We start from the raw sequence: 20,562 nt of genomic DNA on the forward strand, positions 1-20,562 counted from the left end.
CCTGCGAACGGCAGGTGGACCCGTTGAATGTCAGACGGCAACGTCGCTCGACAGCAGGGCTTCAGCCATGCCGGTCATGATGGCGCGCTTGCCGGTAAAGGGTTCGCGACCGTGCACGGCGAGCATGTTGTCGATGAACAACACGTCCCCTTGTTGCCAACTGAACCGCACCAGCGAATCGAGGTAGGCCGCACGCAGCGATTGCAATACGTGTGTCTCGATCGGTTCGCCATCGCCATAAAAGGTATTGGTGGGCAGGTCGAGGTCGTTGAAGTTGCTTTGCAGCGAATCGCGGATTCGCCCCGGCAGGGTGCTGATGTGGAAGAACGTGGCGTGGTTGAACCAGACCTCTTCGCCGGTGCGCGGGTGGCGCACCACCGCCGGCCCGCGTTGGCGGGTGCGCAGGCGATTGTTGTCTTTCCATTCCACTTCGATGCCGACGCTGGCGCAGTAGGCCTCCACTTCGCGACGGTCTTCGGACTGGAACACGGTCTGCCACGGCAGGCCGAAACCGTCGCCGTAGTTGCGCACGTACAGCACGCCTTTTTCCCGGAATCGCGCTTCGATCTGCGGGCTGATCCTGGCCTTCACGGCGCGGGTCGAGCCAATCGGTGTTTCACCACCGGTCTCGGACGGCAGTTGGCAATAGAAGAACAGCCGCAGTGGAAAGCGCGGCGAGTAGGAGTGCTCGTTGTGGGGGAAAATCATCTGGTCGGCCGGGTAGTCGGTCGAGGTGTAGATGTTGCCGCCGACCCGTGTCCGGGGCGAGGCGCGGAACATGTATTCCAGAGCGCCGGGGGAGAGGGCGGCGATCACTTGGTCGAACTGCTCGACGGACGCGACGTTGAAGCCGCGAAACAGCAGGGCACCGTACTCCAGCAGTTTCTTTTCCAGCGACTCGCGTTCCCGGGTGGCCCAGGCGATCAGGTCGACGCCGCTGACCGCCGGCTCGATCACCAGGGGCAGGGCGTGGTCCGGGCTGAGCAGGCGCTCGGTGACCAACTGTTGTTCCGAGACGTTCATGGCTTTGCGACGCACGGCGCCGAGGGCGCGTGGCGATGGGGGCACGATAGACATAACGGCATCCGACTCGGTTAAAGGGACAAGGAGCGACGTTTGGCTTGCATCATCTGGCTGCGACCGGCCAGCGCCTGTGACTGTTGTCGCTCACGGGCAAAGGCCTGGTCCCAGTTGTCGATGCGCTCGGCCAATGCCGGCAGCGGCTCGTCCAACAGGGTGTGTAGCTGGTCCAGCAGGCCCGTCCACAGGTGTTGCAGGCGCAGGGCGCGCTGCTGGTCGAAGTATTCGCCGCGATACTTGAGGGTCGCGGCGAGGCCTTCGCTGCCGTGCACGAGATCGAGCACCAGGTGGAAATCTCCCGGTGCCTGGGCCACGTCCAGCGCGGACAGCTGCGCACCGGCGATGGCGGTCGGGGTCACCCGTGACGGTTGATAGTTGAGCTTGACCTGGAACAGTGGCGAGTGACCGGGGCGGCGTTGCGGCGCGAGGGCCGAGACCACCAGGTCGAAAGGCAGGCCTTGATGGGCATAGGCCTGGCGCGCTTCATCGCGAACCCGCTCAAGGAAACCGGCCAGGGTCGGTTCGCCACGCAAGTCGCAACGCAGGGTCAACTGGTTGACGAAGAAACCGATGACGTCGTTGTGCTCGGCCAGTGGCCGGCCGCTGACGTCAGTGCCCAACAGAAATTGCTGCTGGCCGCCCAGTTGCTTGAGCACCAGTTGGTAGCTGGCCAGCAACAGCATGAACAAGGTCATGCCTTGCTCGCGGGCCAGTGCTGCCAGCCGTTCGCAGCGGGCCTGGGGCACGCTGAAGTCCAGGCTGTGTTCGCCCGGGGCCTGGCCGCTGCCACCGAGTTCCAATGTTTGCGGCATGCCGGCCAGGTGTGTGCGCCAGAAGTCCTGCTCGGTGGCGATCCGCTGTTCGCTCCAGTACCGGGCTTCCCATTGGGCGAAATCGAGGTATTGCCCCGGCAGCCCTACGTCCGTCGAACCAGCCAGCTCCGCCAGCAGCACTTGCGCCGAACGCCCGTCGAAGGCGATGTGGTGCAGGGTCAGCAGCAGGTCATGCTGTTGCTCATGTCGGCTAAGCAACTGCGCTCGCAGCAACGGGCCGGCTTGCAAATCGACAGGGCTGGCGTGTTCGTGGGCCAGGTGCTCGCTCAGCGCCTGCTGTTGCTGCGCTTCATTCTGTTCACGCAAATCGTGATGGGTCAGCGCTACCGCCGTGGCCGGCAACACCTGTTGTTGCGGGCCATCGACACCGTCGCGGTACACCGTGCGCAACACGCCATGGCGCTCGACCAGCGTGTTCAAGCGCAGGGCCAGCGTCTCGATGTCCAGCGGTCCTTGCAAGCGCAGGTGCAGCACCAGGTTGTGGCGGGTGTCGTCCGGGTTCAGTTGACGCAGGAACCACAGGCGACGCTGGGCGAACGACTGATGGCCCTGGTTGAGGTTGGCCTGCTCGGTCGAGGCTTCGGCCGTGGGAGCTGGTTCATTCAGGAAACCTTGCAGGGCCAGCACCCATTGCCCCAGGGTGGTTTCCCCGAACAAGTCCTGGGTCTCGAGGTTCCAGCCCAGGTCCCGCTGCAGGCGCGCAGCGAAGTCGGCCACGCCGATGGAGTCCAGGCCCTGGCCGATCAGGCTGCGTTCGAAGTGGGCGCACACATACGGGTTGACCGCGTGCAGCGTCTGTTCCAGCCATTGGCGGCAGGCGACTTGGGCCTGTTGCGGCGTTTCGGCCACCAGGCGCTTGAACTGGACAAGGTCAAGGGTCTCGCCATTCGAGGCATGCTGCCCACCGCTCTGGGCGATGATGCTCAATGTGCCGGCGGCCAGCTGTTTGCGTGCGCCTTGGCGGGCGATCTTGCCGCTGGTGGTCATCGGGATGGTGCCGGCTTGCACCAGGACAATCTGGTCGATGCCGCAGTCGGCGGCTTCGCGCACGGCGTTTTGCATCGACGCAAACAGCGCCAGATGATGCGCCGGGTCGACGAACTTGCGCTGCGGCTCGGCGACGATCACCAGTTTCTCGCGGCCCAGGGCCGGGTCCATTTCCGAGAAGGCGGCAATGCGGCCGGTGCGGATGCCTGGCTCGGCGTCGGTGATGGCGAATTCGATGTCGTGGGGGTAGAGGTTGCGTCCGTTGAGAATCAGCAGGTCCTTGAGCCGTCCACAGATCACTACCTGGCCTTCATGCATGAAGCCCAGGTCGCCGGAGCGCAGGTAGTGCTCCGCTGAACCGACTATCCGTGCTTCAAAGGCTTCGCGAGTGGCCTCGGGGTTCTTCCAATAGGCTTCGGCGTTGCTCGGGCCCTTGAGCCAGACTTCGCCGATGCGGTCGGCGGCGCAGCGTTCGAAGGTGTGCGGGTCGACGATGGCGATGCTGTGCAAGGCTTGCGGGTAACCGCAGGCGACGAATTCCACGGCGGCGGCATCGGCCGTCGCCAGGGCCACGCGACCGGTCTCCAGCACGGTCTTGTCCAGGCGCAACACCACTGGCAGCGCATCGGCCGGCGTGGCGCTGACGCACAGGGTCGCTTCGGCCTGGCCATACCCGGGGCTGATGGCCAACGGGTTCAGGCCACATGCGGCAAAGCGCTGGGCGAAGGCTTCCAGAGTGCCGGGGTGGATTGGTTCGGCGCCGTTGATCGCGTATTTCCAGGCGCTCAGGTCGAGCTGCGCGATCAGATTGTCGCTGACCACGCGGTTGCACAGGGCATAGGCGAAGTTGGGGGCGAAACTGGCGGTGGCGCGGTAGCGGCTCAGCGCCTGCAACCAGGTCGACGGCGCATTGACGAAGGTCTGGGACGCCATCAGGTAGCACGGCATGCCGCTGTAGAGCGGGGCCAGTAGACCGCCGATCAGGCCCATGTCGTGGTACAGCGGCAGCCAATTGACCATGGCGCCGTGCTCGTCGAACGCGTAGGCCTGGCGCATCAGTTCGACGTTGGCGATCAGGTTGCGTTGACGCACCTCAACGCCTTTTGGCGAGCCGGTAGAGCCCGAGGTGTATTGCAGGAAGGCCACGGTCGAACCGTCGATGGCCGGGCGTTGCCATTGGCTGGCCGGTGGCGTGCCCAGGTGCTGGACGGTCAGCACATCGACGCGACCCTCCACCAGTTCCAGCAAACCTTCGCAATAATCTGCCGGTGCGAGAATCAGCGCCGGTTCGGCATCCACCACCACGTTGCGGACGCGATCGAGGTGGCGCGGCTTGCGCGACGGTGGCGGAAACAACGGCACGGCAATCAGCCCCGCATACAGGCAGGCACAGAAGGCGCGGGCGTAGTCGAGGCTGCTGGGCAGCATCAACAGCACTCGATCACCCGGGGCATAACGCGCTTGCAGCGCAGCCGCCAGGGCTTGGGATTGGGCGTGCAGTTGGGCAAAGGTCAGGGTTTCGCCGATCTCTACGCCGTCCGGCAGAAAATGCAGGGCCGCGCGCTGAGGGAAGTGCTGGGCGTTGGCTTCCAGCACGTCGATCCAGTGTTCGAATGAAAACATGTGCAATTCACGCCATGGCCACGATGACTTTGCGGTCACCGGTGAAAGGATTGCGACCGTGTGCCACCAGTCGGTTATCGAGCATCAGGATGTCGCCGGGCTGCCAGGGGAAACTGATGGCAGTCTCGCGGTAGACCTCGCGCACGGTGTCGAGCATGTCGTCGGCAATCGGCGAGCCGTCGCCGAAATAGACATGGCGCGGCAGGTTCTCTTCACCCACCGCCGCCAGCAGGCTGGCGCGTACGTTCGGTTCGATGGCCGAGACATGGAACAGGTGCGCCTGGTTGAACCAGACCCACTCACCAGTCTCGGGATGCTGCTGCACGGCGGCGCAACGCTGGCGGGTGCGAAGGTCGCCATCGGCTTTCCATTCCCACTCGATGTCGTTGTCCTGGCAGTAGCGTTCGACCTGGGCGCGGTCCTGGGTGTTGAAGACTTTCTCCCAGGGCAGGTCCAGTGCGCCGCTGTAGTTGCGCACGTAGAGCAACTCACGGCTGGCGAACAGCTCGCGAATCTCGGCAGGCATGCGCTGGTAAATCAGGCGGCTGTCGGCAATCGGGGTCTCGCCGCCGGTCTCACTGGCCTTGATGCAGTGAAACCAGATGCGCGAAGGCCAGGGACGGGTATAGGCCTGTTCGTTGTGCAATGGAATGAACTGATGGGCCGGGTACTCGGTGGAGCTATAGACCCCGGCGAAGACCTTGCTGCGTGGCGTGGAGCCGAATTCGTAACTGGCCAGCGGCGCACCGAAGCTGGCAGCGAAGCGCTTGAAATCGATGGGCGTGGCGACGGTGAAACCGCGAAACAACACGCCGCCAACCGTAGTCAGGGCATGGGCCAGGCTGTCGCGAATCGAAGCGTCCAGATCGTGGATCGACTGCCCCGATGTCCCCTGCACCAGCACGGGTAGCGACTGGGCGCTTGCATCCGTGGGCGCCATTGAAAAAAGCTCGGAACGCCCGTTCAGGTGTTCGATTGAGGTCATCCTTGTGCATCCTCTTTTGTCTTCTTCGACCAGTCACAAGACCATGAAAGCAGGGCAGCGGTCAGCGATGTAGGACTCGTCTGTAATGTATGTAAGGCAATACAAGACGCCATACTAGGTACAAATGAGATAGATTATCAATACTATTTATTTAAATTTTTTTTTGGATTAGACTCCGCTCCGCTGGCGCAAAACAGCCTTCGGCCAGCTCAAAACACCTAAAAATATCTGTCGCAGGGGAGCGGGGCGTGAATTTCAAAAAGAACACAATTGCGTTGGCTGTAGGGTCGGCCATCGGCCTGAGCAACGGTGCTTGGGCGGCCGAAGAAGCCGGCAAGATGGAGATCGCTCCAATCACCGTAACCGGTGAGAAGATCGACCGTACCCTCGAAAAGACCCAGTCCAGCGTGGTGGTGGTCACCGACAAGAACCTGCGTGAACACGGCGACAAGGACCTGGTGGATGTATTTGCCCGCACGCCCGGCGTCTATACCCAGGCGGGTAATGAGACATGGGGTATCCGGGGTGTGCCGGTGTCCGGTTTTGACGACCAGGGCCCGGCGACCCTCAACGGGGCGGTGTCGGTGTATGTCGACGGTGCCGTGCAGCCCAACCGCGCGCTGACCCTCAGCCCGGTTCCGCTCTGGGATGCCGAGCAGATCGAAGTACTCCTGGGTCCGCAATCCACCACCCAGGGTCGCAACTCCCTGGCCGGTGCGGTGGTTATCCGGACCAAGAACCCAACGTTCGAACCGAGCTTTTCGGCGCAAACCAACGTAGGTAACTACGGCGAGCGCGGGGCAGCCGTGGCGGGCGGTGGCTCGATCGTGGATGACAAGATCGCCGGGCGTATCGCCGTGGACTATGGCGAAGGTGACGGCTACATCCGCAATACCACGCTCAATGAAGATGCCAACCCGCGTCGCACCAGCAACACCCGTGGCAAGTTGCTGATCCTGCCCAATGACGACACCGATGTCCTGCTGACCTACGCCCACAGTGAGCATCGTCAGGGCGACCGCTCGACCATGCGCGTCAATGGCAAGCCGAGCTACTACGACATTTCGTCCAACACCAAGGCCTTCGACAATCTCAAGCAGGACACCCTCAGCGCCAAGGTGGACTACCGCCTGAACGATGCCTGGTCGCTGACGAGCATGACGGCCAATACCAGTACGGACTACAGCAACCGTCTTGACTTTGACCAGACAGCCGTGGACGACCAAGTCGTTTTGCGTAAACAGGATGGCAACCTGTTCAGTCAGGAGCTGCGTTTGAATTACGCGTCCGACACCGTCAAGAGTTTCGTCGGTGCCTACTATGGGCGTAACACCAACGACTTCCATGACCGATTGTTGTTCGATGGCGCGCTGTTCGGCACGGTCAAGGGCGATACCACCATCGAGAACAAGGCGGTGTTCGGTGAAGTCAACTGGACGTTCGCACCGCGCTGGACTTTGATCACCGGCCTGCGTTATGACCACGAGACGAACGACACCGACGTCGAGCAGGATGATTTCTCCGAGCCGGCCAAAGTCAGCAAGTCGTTTGATGCCGTACTGCCGAAACTCGGCATCGACTACGAATTGGCAACGGACCAGTACCTCGGTTTCATGGTGCAGAAGGGCTATCGCGGTGGCGGTGTCAACCTGCGCTCCGGTAGCGGTCACCAGGCCTACGACCCGGAATACACCACAAACTACGAGCTGTCCTACCGCGGTTCGTTCTTCGACAAGACCCTGCGTACCCGCGCCAACCTGTACTACACCGATTGGAAAGACCAGCAGGTCGGCCTGCGGCAGAGCGGTAGCTCCGTCATTGACATCTACAACGCCGGTCGCAGCGACATCAAGGGCCTGGAAGTCTTCGTAGAAAAAGACATCTCCGAACAATTGACCTTGAACGTCGGTGGCGCCATTACCGATAGCAAATACAAGGACTTTGTCACCGGTACCGGCCAGGACATGAGCGGCGAAGCGTTTATTGGTTCGCCTAAATACAAGGTGTCCGTGGGCGGTGTGTATCGCTTCGACGATCGCCTGATGTTCGGTACTGACGTTATCTACCAGAGCACCGCACCGTCGGAATATGAGTTCGATGCCAACGGCAAGGTCACCGGCGAGCGCCGCAGCGACAACTACGTGCTGGTGAACTTCAACACCGAGTACAAAGTCACCAAGAACGTCGCGGTGTCAGCTTATGTGAAGAACGCGTTCGACAAGGAATACGTCACCAACAACCGCAGCGACGACATCATCGACGTCGGCGCACCGCGCACGGTGGGGATGATCCTGCGCTACGACATGTAAACCCACGGGCGCGGGGAGGCAATCTCCCCGCGTCTGTCCTGCAACGTTTCGGATGTTTGTTTCCAGGCTGTTCGTTCCCTTCCAAACCCAGCCTCCATGGAGGAAATCATGAGTGCTTTTTCGAATGCCACAGCGGGTGGCGCGCAACAGCTACGCCTGTTGCACACCGGTCTGTCGAATCCTTACTGCCTCGATTCGACACCGCTGCTGGAACGTCAGCAACAGCAGGAATCCAACGCCCGCAGTTACCCGCGACGCATTCCCCTGGTGCTTGAAAGGGCCCATGGCATTTATGTGCAGGACAGCCGGGGGCAAGTGTTCGTCGATTGCCTGGCCGGTGCCGGGACCCTGGCGTTGGGGCACAACCATCCGGTGATCATCGAAGCCATCACCCAGGTCATGGCGGCTGGTGTGCCGATGCATACCCTGGACCTCATGACACCTGTAAAGGACGCCTTCGTCCAAGAGATTTTCGCTTGCCTGCCCAGCGAGTTCGCTCGCCATGCACGCATCCAGTTCTGCGGCCCGAGCGGGGCCGATGCGGTGGAAGCCGCCCTCAAGCTGACCCGTACCGCGACCGGACGGCATTCGGTCCTGGCGTTCGAAGGGGCCTATCACGGCATGACCCTGGGCACCCTGGCCATCAGCGGCAACCTGTCGCCGAAGAATGCCCTCGGCGCGTTGATGCCAGGCGTGCAGCGCCTGCCGTTCCCCCACGATTATCGTTGCCCGTTCGGGGTGGCCGGCGATCAGGCGGTCACGTTGAACGTGCGCTACCTCGAGCACTTGCTCAACGACCCGGAAAGCGGGGTGACCGCACCGGCGGCAATGATCCTGGAGCCGATCCAGGGCGAGGGCGGGGTGATTGCCGCGCCGGACCGCTGGCTGCAGGAGTTGCGCCGGTTGACCCAGGCCCACGGCATTGCGCTGATCGTCGACGAGATCCAGTGCGGCATTGCCCGCAGTGGACGGATGTTCGGCTTCGAGCAATCGGGCATCACGCCGGATGTCATCACCCTGTCCAAAGCCATCGGTGGCGGGTTGCCGTTGTCGGTGATGGTCTACCACGAGTCGCTGGACGTCTGGCAGCCGGGTGCCCACGCCGGCACGTTCCGCGGCAATCAACTGGCGATGGCGGCGGGTACCGCGACCTTGCGTTTTATCCGCGATCAAGGTCTGGTCCAGCACGCCGAAACGGTGGGCGCCCACCTGCAAAAACAATTGCAGGCGCTGCAAAACGAGTTCGCCTGGATCGGCGATGTGCGTGGGCGCGGCCTGATGCTCGGCATGGAAATCGTCGACCCGCAAGGCACCCCAGACGTACAGGGCCATCCTCCCGTGGACACGGCCCGGGCCAAGGCGTTCCAGCAGGCTTGCCTGAAGCACGGCTTGATCGTTGAACTGGGCGGACGCCACGGCGCAACCGTGCGCTTCCTGCCGCCGCTGATCATCACCGAACAGGAAATCGATTTCGTCGCAAAAATCCTGTTCCAGGCCGCGAGCACAATCAACGAGCGCCCCGCAGGCTGATCATCCAGGTCCGGACCGCATCCGGACACAACACCAAACCCTGTGACAGCTACTCAAGCACTGGCGTGAGTCAGCCCGGTCAAGGTGTCCGCGATAGCCTTCGTGCGTTGTGCCGTGCCTTCGGTGGTGCGGCTCGAGTCTTCCAGGGCATCGAGCATCTCGCGCAGGGCGCTGACGGCGACGGACTGGTCTTCGATCTGTTGGGCGACGCCTTGGATCTCCGTCGAGAGCAGGTCAATGTCCACGCCGATTTCCGCAGCATTCTTGCGGGTGATTTCCGCGAGCTTGCGCACCTCATCAGCCACCACCGCAAACCCTCTGCCCATCTCACCGGCGCGGGCTGCTTCGATGGCCGCGTTAAGGGCCAACAGGTTGGTCTGTCCGGCGATTTGCTGGATGACCTGTACGATCGACTGAATACGCAAGCTCGAACTGGCGAGCGCACGGGCGCCGACCACCGCTTCGCCCGCTTGGGTGGCAAGCTGTTCGACGGTCGTGCCGGCCTGTTCGGCGACGCTGTTTTGCCGATCGATCGTGCCCGTCAGGTCATCCATCGACAAGTGCAGTTCGCCAGAGTAGTGCTTGATTTGCGTCGCCATCAGCGCTTGCTGCTGGCTGGCCTGGGCCAATACCTGACCCAGGTCTGTCAGGCCGTCAAACACCGGCAGGATTGTGTTGTCCAGGCCGCGCGTGTCCAAGGCGCTGCTGAAGTCATTCATCTTGAACGCCATGATCTGCTTGACCACGACATGGTTCAGGCCCGCCAATTTCTTGATCTGGCGGCGCAGGAAAAACGCCTTGAACTCGCCGTAGTGAGCGATGAAGTTGTCGACGTACTCATCGACAAAACGGGCGCCCTTGGTGACTCTGAAGAAGAAAATCGCCGTGAGTGTCTGGTTAAGGTTCAAACCGAGGATTTCACCAAACGTCGAGAAGCCGGCCAGAGGCACGTCCCCGAAAATACCGGCCATGCTGCCCAGGTCGCTGCTGTTGTTGAGCCGGCGCAGGATGCAGTCGTTGAGAATAGCGGCCACCGGGCGGCCGCCTTTGCCCTTGAGGAATTTCTCGTAGTCGAGTCGGGTCGCCTCGCGAAGGGGCGTGCGCTTGACCATCACCAGCTCTTCGCCGGGCGCCACGTCGCAGAACAACTGGATGATCTGCTGCTGATAGTCGATACGGGCAATGGAGCGCACGAACAGTTCATCGCCCACGCGAATGGCGAATGAATAATCGGCCAGCTTCTTTTCCAGCGCCTGGGCACTGCATTCGAATGCATCGCACAGCGCCTGGACCATGCTCTTGATGTTCCCCCGGCTGTCGATGACCTGGTCGATGGTGCGGTCCTCGACCGACGCGGTCAGCACGCTGAACGTCAGCCCAGCCGGTTGGAAGTTCTGACTCTTGAACACTCCGAAGCGCACATCCGCCGCGGTTTTCAGAAAGACAATCTGCGCGTGGTTCTGATAACTGCGCTGCCCATCACTGATGAGGGTCTTTTTGAAGTCCGCCTTGCCACCGGCCGAGCCGCCGACGAACAGGCAGGGAAACCGTCCCGACTCATAGAGCGCCTCCATAAAGAATGACTCGGAAGCCGAAAGACCGTCGAACACCACGTAGGCCAAGGTATCGCGATGGTCAATGGGCGTGCTCACTTGCGCCTGCTTGATGTTATTCACCAACCGGCTGATTCGCTCACGCATGGCCAAGCGCTTGCCGCCACCGCGAATGTCCTCGCACTCCAGCGGCACCATCACTACCTCGGCCGACACAATCACACTGGCGTCAAACAGCTGCAGCACCACCCGGTCCCAGGTCTCGCCGGTCTGGCAATACAGCGTGTTCGCGCCGTTGCACAACTCACCCGACGTCGTGCACAGGCTGATGGCGCTGTGGGCGAAGCGCTTCTTGACCTTGGCGGCGATCTGGTCGATGTCCAGGTGCGGGGAGACGAACCCGGTGATCAACACTGGGGTGATACGTACGTCGGCCAGCGCCTGGTCCAGTTCAGCAGAGGTGCAGGCCACGCTGACAGCCCCTTGAGTGCGGGCTTGGGCTGTGTTGAAGAGGTTCAGTAGGTTCATGGCTGGACTCGGTTGAGCGCGACGAGACGCGTACGAGGTATGCGGGCGGAGTTCTTTCTCTGTCGCGGTCACGGCTGGGGGCTTGTATGGGCGTGAGCTTGTGCTATTTGCGGGGGCCACACACAGGGGCTTTTGGTTGGGGTTCACTCCGCCTGTTGATCAGCGACTTTCGTATAGGCCTCGGGAGAAGCCTATGAAAAAAATCAACTCCATGACGCCTGGACGGCAAAGCGACACCCGCTATGCTATCGACGATGGCGTCTTGCCATTTACTCCGCCCACCACAACCTCAGGTGCGAGACGAGAACCTGCCCGTCATCGCCCTTTGCAGAGACAATCCATGAATACATACAAAGCCATGTCCGGATTTGCCTGGGGTGTTTTGTTAGGTTGCATCGGCCAGGCCAACGCTTTTCAGCTCTCGCCGGATGGCACCTTGGCTGAGCGGGAGATGGCCAAGAAGTACGGGGTGTCCTATAAGGCGACGGTGCCGTTCGCCAGCTTTGCGCTGCATAATTTTTCCGATCCTGCCCATGAGGCGCTGACGCAGAAGATCTATGGGTGCGACGGGGACTGGCAGGATTGCAGCAACCCCAATCTGGAAAATGCCGGCGCCTACATCATTGCCGGGGTTCGCTGGAACGATGATCCGGTGTTCATGCCGGGTGCGGAAGATGCCAAGACCAAGGGCTGCAATGGACGTTATTCGGTTGGCTTTATCTCGCAGACTCGGTGCTGGGTAAATCTCTTCGAGAAAGCGGAGGGCAAAAGTGCTTCTGAGCCGATGGCGTTCATGGGGGCGGGGAACTACATTTCTCGTTCGCATTTCGGCGACCTGCAGTTCTTGCATGCAATGGCTTCCCAAGAGGGCGCCACGCCGGAGCAGACCAAGCGTGAAATCATGATGTGGGCCGAGTTTGCCTGGGGTGTTGCCGATGGAACCTATCCCATCAATACCTATTTGAAAGACATCAAGATCGAAGGTTGGGAACAGCATTTCAATAACGGGCAGACCGTACAGGATCTTTTTGCGGTCGGGCGTCCATGGCTGCGGGCGAATGTGAACCAGGTGGCGTTTGGCAGCTTGCTTCACCTTGTCCAGGACAGTTTCGCCGGGGGGCATGCGCAGCGGCGTGAAGAGGTACTGGGTGACAAGTGCATGGGCGGTGCCGACGCTGTGCTGGGGCGGATCGAAGAGTTTCATTCTTATGCCCGGCAGGATCATGCCAAGCACAAGGACGATGACGCCAGTTCAGTGGCCAGGATCATGTTGATGGGCCATGAACCGGATGTCGTGGATGCGGGCAAGAAACTGAGGGGATTTATCGCCGATCGCAGGAAATGGGCGGATGTCAGGCCATATCTGGATGAGTGTGTTTTTGCGCTGGCCAATGAAACGACTCCGGCGTCGGCGGGTGATGGATATAAGCTGCAGGCCAACCGCTGAACACCTGATGAAAAACGGGTGGGAGCTTGCTCACATTGACGTCGGCATATTCAGCATCGGTGCAAGCTGATCCACCGCCTTCGCGAGCAAGCCCGCTCCCACAGTAGCCACAGAACGATGTGCCTTGCCTGCCCGCCGGCCGTCCGTTGACATTCGGCCTTCCTCGACCATCATTAAGTGCCTCCAGAGTCATCACTCCTCCAGAGGCACGATCATGGCGCAAACGGACATTCTCGTTGTGGGAGCCGGCCCTACTGGATTGGTCCTGGCTTTATGGCTGACCCGGCAGGGGCTTGCTGTCAGGGTTGTCGACAAGAGCCGCGGGCCGGGGGAAACCTCGCGGGCCATGGCCGTCCAGGCCCGCACACTTGAGCTGTATCGCCAGCTCGGCATGGCCGGTGCGGTCATCGAGGCCGGGTACAAAACCCCAGCCATGAACCTGTGGGCCCGGGGGAAACGCAAGGCGCGGATTCCTCTGGTGGACGCTGGCGGGGATGTATCGCCTTATCCTTTTGTCCTCATATACCCCCAGGATCGTCATGAGCGGCTGTTGGTCGAGCAGCTTCAGGCCCTGGGCGTCGAAGTCGAGCGGCAGACCGAACTGCTGTCCTTCGAGGACCGTGGCGACCACGTTGCCGCGCGCTTGAAACACGCCGATGGTCGCGAAGAAACGCTGACGGCCGCTTACCTCGCAGGATGCGATGGCGCGCATTCGCTCGTGCGTCATCAGGTGGGAAGCGGTTTCGAGGGCGGCACCTATAAGCAGTTGTTCTACGTGGCGGACGTGTCTGCCAGCGGTTTCGAGCCTGCGGATGAGGCCCATGTCGCTTTTGATAAATCCGAATTCGTGTTGGCGTTTTTCTATGGCGAAACGGATCAATATCGCCTGATCGGGACGGTTCGTGATGAGCGTGCAGAACATCCAGAGACGCTGACGTTCGAGGACGTTGGCCATGACGCGATCAACGGCCTGAACATCAGGATCAGTCATGTGAATTGGTTTTCCACTTACCGGGTCCATCATCGCGTCACGGATCAGTTCCGCTGGGGCAGGGCGTTTTTGCTGGGAGACGCTGCGCACGTCCACAGCCCGGCCGGTGGTCAAGGCATGAACACCGGCATCCTGGACGCGATCAATCTGGCCTGGAAACTGGCGTCGGTCGTGAAGGGACAGGCCCCCGACACGTTACTCGACAGCTACCAGGCCGAACGCCAGGCGTTTGCGCAAAAACTGGTGGAAACGACGGACCGGCTGTTCACCTTTGCAACCGCCCAAGGCAATTTTGCCGACTTCGTGCGCACGCGCATCGCACCGCTTTTTGCCAGCGTTGCCTATAAAAGCGAGAACGTGCGCGAGTACCTGTTCCGGATAGTGTCCCAAACCACCTTGAATTATCACCAGAGCCCGTTGAGTGCCGGCAAGGCGGGTGACGTGCTGGGCGGTGACCGTTTGCCATGGGTTCCGGTGCCGGGCGCCGACAACTACGAACCGCTCGCATCCATCGGCTGGCAGGTGCATGTCTACGGTGAGGCCCGGGCGGAGCTGCAAGACTGGAGCCGCCAGCACCAGATCCCCCTGCACACGTTCACCTGGCAGGATGAGCATCACAAAGCCGGGTTGTGTCGGGACGCCGCGTATCTGCTGCGTCCCGATACCTACGTCGCCCTGGCGGATCCCCAAGCGTCTGCGGCAACGTTGAGCCGGTATTTCAGCGACCGGGGCCTGACACTGCCGGCTTGAGCGCGCCAGGTTTGGCGATTCGCCCTCAGCCCAGATCCCCAGCCTCATGCCGCTCCGGCACCTGGCTCGCTTCATCCCCCCACGTGCGGTTGACCCGCTGCCCGCGCTGGACGGCCGGTCGCTTGGCGATCTCTTCGGCCCAGCGCTGCACATGGGTGTATTCGTGGGCACTCAGGAATTCGGCGGCGCCGTACACGTTGTTACGCACCAGTTGGCCATACCAGGGCCAGACTGCAATGTCGGCGATGGTGTAGTCATCGCCTGCCAGGTATTGGCTTTCGCCAAGGCGGCGATCCAGTACGTCGAGTTGACGCTTGGCCTCCATGGTGAAGCGATTGATCGGGTATTCGAATTTCTCCGGCGCATACGCGTAGAAATGCCCGAAACCACCGCCCAGGTACGGCGCAGAGCCCATCTGCCAGAACAGCCAGTTCAGTGTTTCGGTGCGGCCTGCCGGGTCGGTGGGCAGGAAGGCGCCGAATTTTTCCGCCAGGTACAGCAGGATCGAACCGGACTCGAACACACGGATGGCAGGTTCCACGCTGCGGTCCAGCAGGGCCGGGATCTTGGAGTTGGGGTTGACCTCGACAAAACCGCTGGAGAACTGGTCACCCTCGCTGATGCGGATCAGCCAGGCGTCGTACTCCGCGCCCGTATGACCCTGTGCCAGCAGTTCCTCCAGCAGGATGGTCACCTTCACGCCATTGGGCGTGGCCAGGGAATAGAGCTGCAACGGGTGTTTGCCAACCGGCAAGGCTTTGTCGTGGGTCGGCCCGGCGACAGGGCGGTTGATGCTGGCGAACTGGCCGCCAGACGGGGCGTCGTTTTTCCAGACCTTGGGCGGAACGTAGGACGCTTGGCTCATCGGGACATACCTCATCGTTTGCTTGTGGTGTGATCCCCAGAGTCTACCGCTGTTCGTTCATGATCCGCGCCACTTCACCGGAAGCCTTGAGCTGATCGAAAGCGCGCTGGGCCTTGGCGACGACTTCGTCAGGCGTGCTCAGGCTGAACGCCAGGTGGACCCTGTGGGGTTGCTCGTCGAGGGTATAGACCTCTTCCAGGGAAGTGAAATCGACTTGGGCATCCTTGCTCAGCAGGCGCGCGGTGTTCTCTGGCATCGGCAACAGCTGGACCTGGCGATTCAGCAGCTTTTGAAAGTTGTCGTGGTTGTTGGCCGAGCTGACCAGCCGGGTAAACCCACGCTGTTGCAGGTAGATCTGCTTGGCGTCGTTTCGCACCACGCCGATGCTGTACTGCCTGGCGTCCTCGAGGTTGTTGACGGTGATGCCTTCACTGTCGCGCATCTTGTAGAGCCGGCTCGCCACCCGGTGTATTTCCCCGACCCATTTGAACAAATGCTCGCGGGCCGGGGTACGGTCCAACGGGAAAATCAGCACGTTAGGCTCATGCAGGGCCTTTTCGTAGGCCCGGGCCCACGGGTACAGCGACAGGCTGTAGTCGGTCAGATGCGCGCCTCTCAACGTTTCTTCGGCGATGCGAATACCCGGCCCGACGACCTTGTCATCACGCTGGTAGGCATAGAGGGAATCTTCGGTCACGACTTCGATCGCCTCGGCGTGGCTTTGCAGGCTGATCGAGGTGAGGAGCAAGCACGAGCAGAGTATCAGGCGATAGTGCATAGACAGACCTCATGGCATGCGATGGTTTACAGGGCGACGCAGTCGCGCCCCTGGTGTTTGGCCCGGTACAGCGCCTGGTCGGCGCGTTGCAGCAGTTGATCGAAATGGTCCATGGTTTCCGGGTCCAGCTCGGCAACGCCGATGCTCACGGTGACAAACGGCGATACCTTGGAACCGCTGTGGGGCAGTTCACGTTCGGCCAGGCTTGTACGAAAACGTTGGGCGGCCTCGCAGGCCTGGGCGGCGTTGATGTTGGGCAGGGCCACGACGAACTCTTCGCCGCCGACGCGCGCAGTCAGTTCGCCAGAGCGGCCGAACACGCTGCGCAGGGTCTCGGCGATCTCCTTCAAGCACAGGTCGCCTTGCATGTGGCCGTAGGTGTCGTTGTAGATCTTGAAGAAATCCACATCGCACATGAGCACGGCCAGCGGGGTCTTGTGGCGGATCGCCCGGCGAAACTCGATGTCCTTCAACTCGTCGAAATAGCGACGGTTGGCCAGCCCCGTCAAATCATCGTGACGTGACAGTGCTTCAAGGGCCTGGTTGGCCGCCTTCAATTCTGCGGTGCGGGCCTCGACCAGTTCGGCCATTTGGTCGCGGCTGGCGGCAAGGGCCAGTTCGTCCGAGTGCTGGCGCTCCAAATGGGCGCGCAGATTGTCCTGGAGTGTATTGACCTGGAATTCGAGCAGGCTCAGCTCGTCCTGGCGCTGCACCGCCCGTTGCAGCTTGAGGTGATGCTTGAGGGTTTGCGGCACCAGTTCGCCCAGGTGCCGGGCGATGTGCACCACATGCACGGTCACCAGGCGGTTGAACACGGTCATGATCAACCCGGCCAGCAGCAAGGACTGGATGAGCTGGGTGATGACGATGCTGCGTGCTTCGTCCCAGAGGCGTTCCCAAAGCAGGTTGTTGTCGCCTTCGATGGTCAGCTCGCCGACTTTTTCATGGGCCCCGGCGTAGGGCTGTGCGATGAGCTCGCGGTGCAGCACCGGCACCACGCCGGATTGATCGACGGCGTATCGATTGAGTTCGATGACTTCAGGCGCTTGCCCGGGACGCAGGATGTTCAACACCAGGCGTCCCACGGGCGCTGCCATGGCGACGCTGGTGATTTGCTGGTCGAGGGATTCACGGTCCAGTTCCCAAATGGCATGGGCCAGGGTGTTCTGGAACACCTGGTCGATCAGGGCCAGCTCCGAATTCATTTCCGCCAGGTTGTTTTCCCAGGCCAACCAGGTACGCCAGGTGACCATCGCCAGGGTAAAGAGCAGGCAGAACAACAGCGTTGCCAGCACCAGGCGGCGTCCCAGGGAGCTGAACGCCTTGGTCTGTGGTTGTAAGGAGGACGCCGTACGAAAATTGGCATCCATGTCATAGCCATTTGCGCAGGATGGCATCGTAGACGCCATTGCGTCGGATGGTCTCCAGGCCAGCACGGAACTTCGCCACCGTATCGGCGGGCGTATTGCGGCTGAACGCCATGCTCAAGCCGTCGGCGCTGCTCAGTTCGGGCAGCGCCAGCGAGCGGACCAGCAACTTGTCCGGGTCTTCGCCATTCTGGCGCGTGAGGTACAACGCGTTGAGCTCATTGGAAATCCACAGCTCCACATGATCGACCTTGAGCTTGCGGTAGTTGTGTTCGTACTTGGTGCTCGACTGCAGTTCTTCGCCGATGCGAAAGCCCTTCGAGACCAGGTATTGCTCGCCCACGTCCTGGTTGACGGTGGCGATCTGGTGACCGTGGGCATCGGCCAGCGTGTCGAGTTTCACCGGCCGGTTGGCCAGCGAGTAGAGGTACCACTGCGTCGGGCCGATGCTGCCGACCCACTGGAAAAGCGATTCGCGTGCAGGCGTGCGGACGATCGAATAGATCAACACGTTGCTTTCATTGAGCGCCAGTTCGTAGGCGCGGGCCCACGGCATGGACTGGATAGGCGCGTCCATGCCGACCTCCTTGAGCACGGCCCGGACCACCTCGGTGCTCATGCCGGTCATTTGGCCGTTCTGCGTCATGTTGTAGGGCGGCAGTTCCTCGGTCACGATGCGCAGTTGCGCCTCTGCCGCGCAAGCGCTTGCAGCGAGGAACATCAGGACGCCCCACATCAGCAGGCGATTGAGAGGCAAACCCATCGATCATTACCCTATGCAACTGGCAGAACCCAGAGGTCTGGGAGCTATTATTGATAGGGTTATCGGCTGTGCTGGCGCCTGCTTGAATATCAACCGTTCAACAGCGTCATCGTGTGCGCCTGGTATCGGTCGCCCGCCACTGCACCTTCGCCTGCGAAAATCCCATCCAGTTGCGCCAACTCGTCAGCGCTCACCACCACCGAAGCCGCTGCCACGTTGCTTTCCAGGTACTTGCGCTGCTTGGTGCCCGGGATCGGGATGACATGGTCACCCTGGGCCAACACCCAACCCAGGGCCAGTTGTGAGGCGCTGATGCCCTTGTCCAAGGCCAATGCCTTGACCCGCTCTACCAGCGCCAGGTTGCGAGTGAAGTTGTCGGCCTGGAAGCGCGGGTTGAAGCGGCGATAGTCATCGGCGGCGAAGTCTTCCGGCGATTTCAACTCGCCGGTCAAAAAGCCCCGGCCCAAGGGGCTGTAGGCGACGAATGCAATGCCCAGGCGTTGGCAGGTCGCGAGCACGCCATTGTGTTCGGGGTCGCGGGACCACAGCGAGTATTCGCTTTGTACCGCCGCCAGGGGATGCACGGCGTGAGCCCGCTGGATGGTCTCGGCGCTGGCTTCCGAGATCCCGATGTGGCGGACCTTGCCGGCCTTGACCAGCTCGGCCATGGCGCCGATGGTTTCTTCGACGGGTACTTGCGGGTCGATGCGGTGCTGGTAGTAGAGGTCCAGGTAATCGGTGTCGAGGCGCTTGAGGCTGCCATCGACAGATTGCCGGACGTAGTCGGGGCGGCCATTGACGCCGCGGGCGTGGGGATCGCTGCTGCGCACCAGGCCGAACTTGCTCGCCAGGTACAGGCTTTCGCGCTTGCCACGCAGGGCCCGTCCGAGCAGTTCTTCGTTGGTATGCGGGCCGTACATGTCGGCGGTGTCGAACAGCGTCACGCCCAATTCCACGGCGCGGTGCAGCGTGGCAATCGCTTCTCGCTCGTCAACGCCTGTGGTGTAGAAATCCGACATGCCCATGCAGCCCAGGCCGATGGAGGAAACGTGAGGGCCGCGATGGCCGAGTTGGCGAGTCTTCATGCTGATAGCTCCTGGAAATGAACGACCTGTGCAGTCTCTATCAAGCGGTTTTCTGGATAAATCCATGATTATTGGTTTAACTATTCGTGATATCTAAATAGTGAGGCGCAAGATTGGACCGACTACAGGCCATGCAGGTGTTCCGGCGCATCGTTGAACTGGGCGGTTTTGGCAAGGCGGCCGATGACCTTGGGCTGCCGCGGGCCACCGTCAGCTTGCTGATCCAGCAGTTGGAAGCCCATCTGGGCGTGCAACTGTTGCAACGCACCACCCGGCAGGTGCGCGCAACGCTCGATGGCCAAGCGTATTACCAGCGCAGTGGCCAGTTGCTGGACGACCTCGATGACCTGGAAAGTTCGTTGTCGGCGCAACGCAGCCAGCCGCGCGGCACCTTGAAAGTGGACATGCCCATCGCCTTTGGTTGCACCTGGATCGTGCCGCGCCTGGCGGATTTCTATCGCCGCTACCCGGCATTGCAGCTGGACATCGGCTTTCACGACCGCCAGGTCCATCTGCAGCGCGAGGGTGTGGATTGTGCAATCCGCGCCGGCAACGTCGTCGACCAGGCGCTGGTGGCGCGTCCTATCGTGCGCCTGCATCAACTGACGTGCGCCAGCCCTGGTTATCTGGCCCGCGCCGGCACGCCCGGGCGGCTGGAGGATTTGACGGCACATCGGGCCATCGGGTTTGCGTCCGGCAATGGGCGGTTCTTTCCGTTCGAACTCGAGGTGGCGGGGCGGGTTCGCGAAATGCAACTGCCCAGTGACTTGAACGTCAACAATGCCGACGCCTATGTGACGGCCTGCGAAGCGGGATTCGGCTTGATCCAGGCGCCGCGTTACCACGTGCAACAGCAGTTGGCCGAGGGCCGGCTGGTTCAGGTACTTGAGGATTACAACGTGCCAACGTGGCCGATCTCAGCGGTGTACCCGCCCCATCGACAGCTGTCGCCCAGGGTTCGGGTGTTTATCGACTGGGTGATCGAGCTGTTGCAGGAAGAGGCTGACGCCCAGCGGACGCTGATGGAGAAGGCGTAGGCGCTGCGTAGGAGCTACGCAGGAGCTATGCAGGAGCTACGTAGGAGCTGT

At 61.5% G+C, this 20,562-nt stretch carries 14 protein-coding genes and 1 pseudogene; 5 read left to right on the forward strand and 10 right to left on the reverse strand.

The genetic code is table 11. From position 1 onward, the window contains the following. Positions 1-30: 30 nt before the first annotated feature. The 3 genes from GFU70_RS11565 to GFU70_RS11575 are packed head-to-tail and all read right to left on the reverse strand — an operon-like array spanning position 31 to position 5,508. Positions 31-1,077, reverse strand: a complete 1,047-nt coding sequence (locus GFU70_RS11565; protein WP_153388064.1) for a TauD/TfdA family dioxygenase — start codon at positions 1,075-1,077, stop codon at positions 31-33. Between the two features lie 17 nt (positions 1,078-1,094). Beyond that, positions 1,095-4,523, reverse strand: coding sequence for a condensation domain-containing protein (locus GFU70_RS11570; RefSeq protein ID WP_153388065.1), 3,429 nt, complete (start codon positions 4,521-4,523; stop codon positions 1,095-1,097). Between the two features lie 7 nt (positions 4,524-4,530). Next, positions 4,531-5,508: a TauD/TfdA family dioxygenase gene (locus tag GFU70_RS11575; protein ID WP_081264403.1), complete on the reverse strand. Its 978-nt coding sequence runs from the start codon at positions 5,506-5,508 to the stop codon at positions 4,531-4,533. A gap of 248 nt (positions 5,509-5,756) precedes the next feature. Between GFU70_RS11575 and GFU70_RS11580 the strand changes: the two genes are divergently transcribed. Continuing rightward, on the forward strand, positions 5,757-7,817 hold the full coding sequence (locus GFU70_RS11580) for a TonB-dependent receptor (RefSeq protein ID WP_116642461.1): 2,061 nt from the start codon (positions 5,757-5,759) through the stop codon (positions 7,815-7,817). 108 nt (positions 7,818-7,925) lie between these two features. After that, positions 7,926-9,347, forward strand: a complete 1,422-nt coding sequence (locus GFU70_RS11585) for a diaminobutyrate--2-oxoglutarate transaminase (protein ID WP_153388066.1) — start codon at positions 7,926-7,928, stop codon at positions 9,345-9,347. Positions 9,348-9,400: 53 nt separating this feature from the next. Here the strand turns inward: GFU70_RS11585 and GFU70_RS29085 are convergent, their stop codons facing one another. Continuing rightward, complete coding sequence (locus tag GFU70_RS29085; RefSeq protein WP_371916742.1) at positions 9,401-10,078, reverse strand: methyl-accepting chemotaxis protein; 678 nt, start codon at positions 10,076-10,078, stop codon at positions 9,401-9,403. A 195-nt stretch (positions 10,079-10,273) separates the two neighbouring features. Beyond that, positions 10,274-11,428 (reverse strand): annotated as a pseudogene (locus GFU70_RS29090) (FIST signal transduction protein); the annotation flags it as partial. A gap of 193 nt (positions 11,429-11,621) precedes the next feature. Between GFU70_RS29090 and GFU70_RS11595 the strand changes: the two are divergent. Both GFU70_RS11595 and GFU70_RS11600 read left to right on the forward strand, forming a co-directional pair. Beyond that, entirely contained in the window at positions 11,622-12,875 is a 1,254-nt protein-coding gene (locus GFU70_RS11595) for a hypothetical protein (protein WP_226921110.1), read from the forward strand. A 214-nt stretch (positions 12,876-13,089) separates the two neighbouring features. Next, the gene (locus tag GFU70_RS11600) at positions 13,090-14,616 is read left to right on the forward strand and encodes an FAD-dependent oxidoreductase (protein WP_153388068.1); all 1,527 of its coding nucleotides are present in this window, start codon (positions 13,090-13,092) and stop codon (positions 14,614-14,616) included. Between the two features lie 25 nt (positions 14,617-14,641). Here the strand turns inward: GFU70_RS11600 and yghU are convergent, their stop codons facing one another. From yghU to GFU70_RS11625, 5 genes are all read right to left on the reverse strand, one after another. After that, positions 14,642-15,481 carry a glutathione-dependent disulfide-bond oxidoreductase gene (yghU, locus tag GFU70_RS11605; RefSeq protein ID WP_058545440.1) on the reverse strand — a complete coding sequence of 280 codons (840 nt, stop codon included), beginning with the start codon at positions 15,479-15,481 and terminating at the stop codon, positions 14,642-14,644. Between the two features lie 43 nt (positions 15,482-15,524). After that, entirely contained in the window at positions 15,525-16,259 is a 735-nt protein-coding gene (locus GFU70_RS11610; RefSeq protein ID WP_058545439.1) for a substrate-binding periplasmic protein, read from the reverse strand. A gap of 26 nt (positions 16,260-16,285) precedes the next feature. After that, the gene (locus GFU70_RS11615; RefSeq protein ID WP_116642455.1) at positions 16,286-17,629 is read right to left on the reverse strand and encodes a diguanylate cyclase; all 1,344 of its coding nucleotides are present in this window, start codon (positions 17,627-17,629) and stop codon (positions 16,286-16,288) included. A gap of 1 nt (position 17,630) precedes the next feature. Further along, positions 17,631-18,389 carry a substrate-binding periplasmic protein gene (locus tag GFU70_RS11620; RefSeq protein ID WP_058545437.1) on the reverse strand — a complete coding sequence of 253 codons (759 nt, stop codon included), beginning with the start codon at positions 18,387-18,389 and terminating at the stop codon, positions 17,631-17,633. A gap of 89 nt (positions 18,390-18,478) precedes the next feature. Further along, positions 18,479-19,474 carry an aldo/keto reductase gene (locus tag GFU70_RS11625; protein ID WP_153388069.1) on the reverse strand — a complete coding sequence of 332 codons (996 nt, stop codon included), beginning with the start codon at positions 19,472-19,474 and terminating at the stop codon, positions 18,479-18,481. Positions 19,475-19,587: 113 nt separating this feature from the next. Between GFU70_RS11625 and GFU70_RS11630 the strand changes: the two genes are divergently transcribed. Continuing rightward, a complete protein-coding gene (locus GFU70_RS11630; protein WP_153388070.1) occupies positions 19,588-20,511 on the forward strand; it encodes a LysR family transcriptional regulator in 924 nt (307 codons plus the stop codon). Positions 20,512-20,562: the final 51 nt, after the last annotated feature.

The sequence above is a fragment of the Pseudomonas brassicacearum genome, from assembly GCF_009601685.2.
GTDB classification, from domain to species: Bacteria; Pseudomonadota; Gammaproteobacteria; order Pseudomonadales; family Pseudomonadaceae; genus Aquipseudomonas; species Aquipseudomonas kilonensis_B.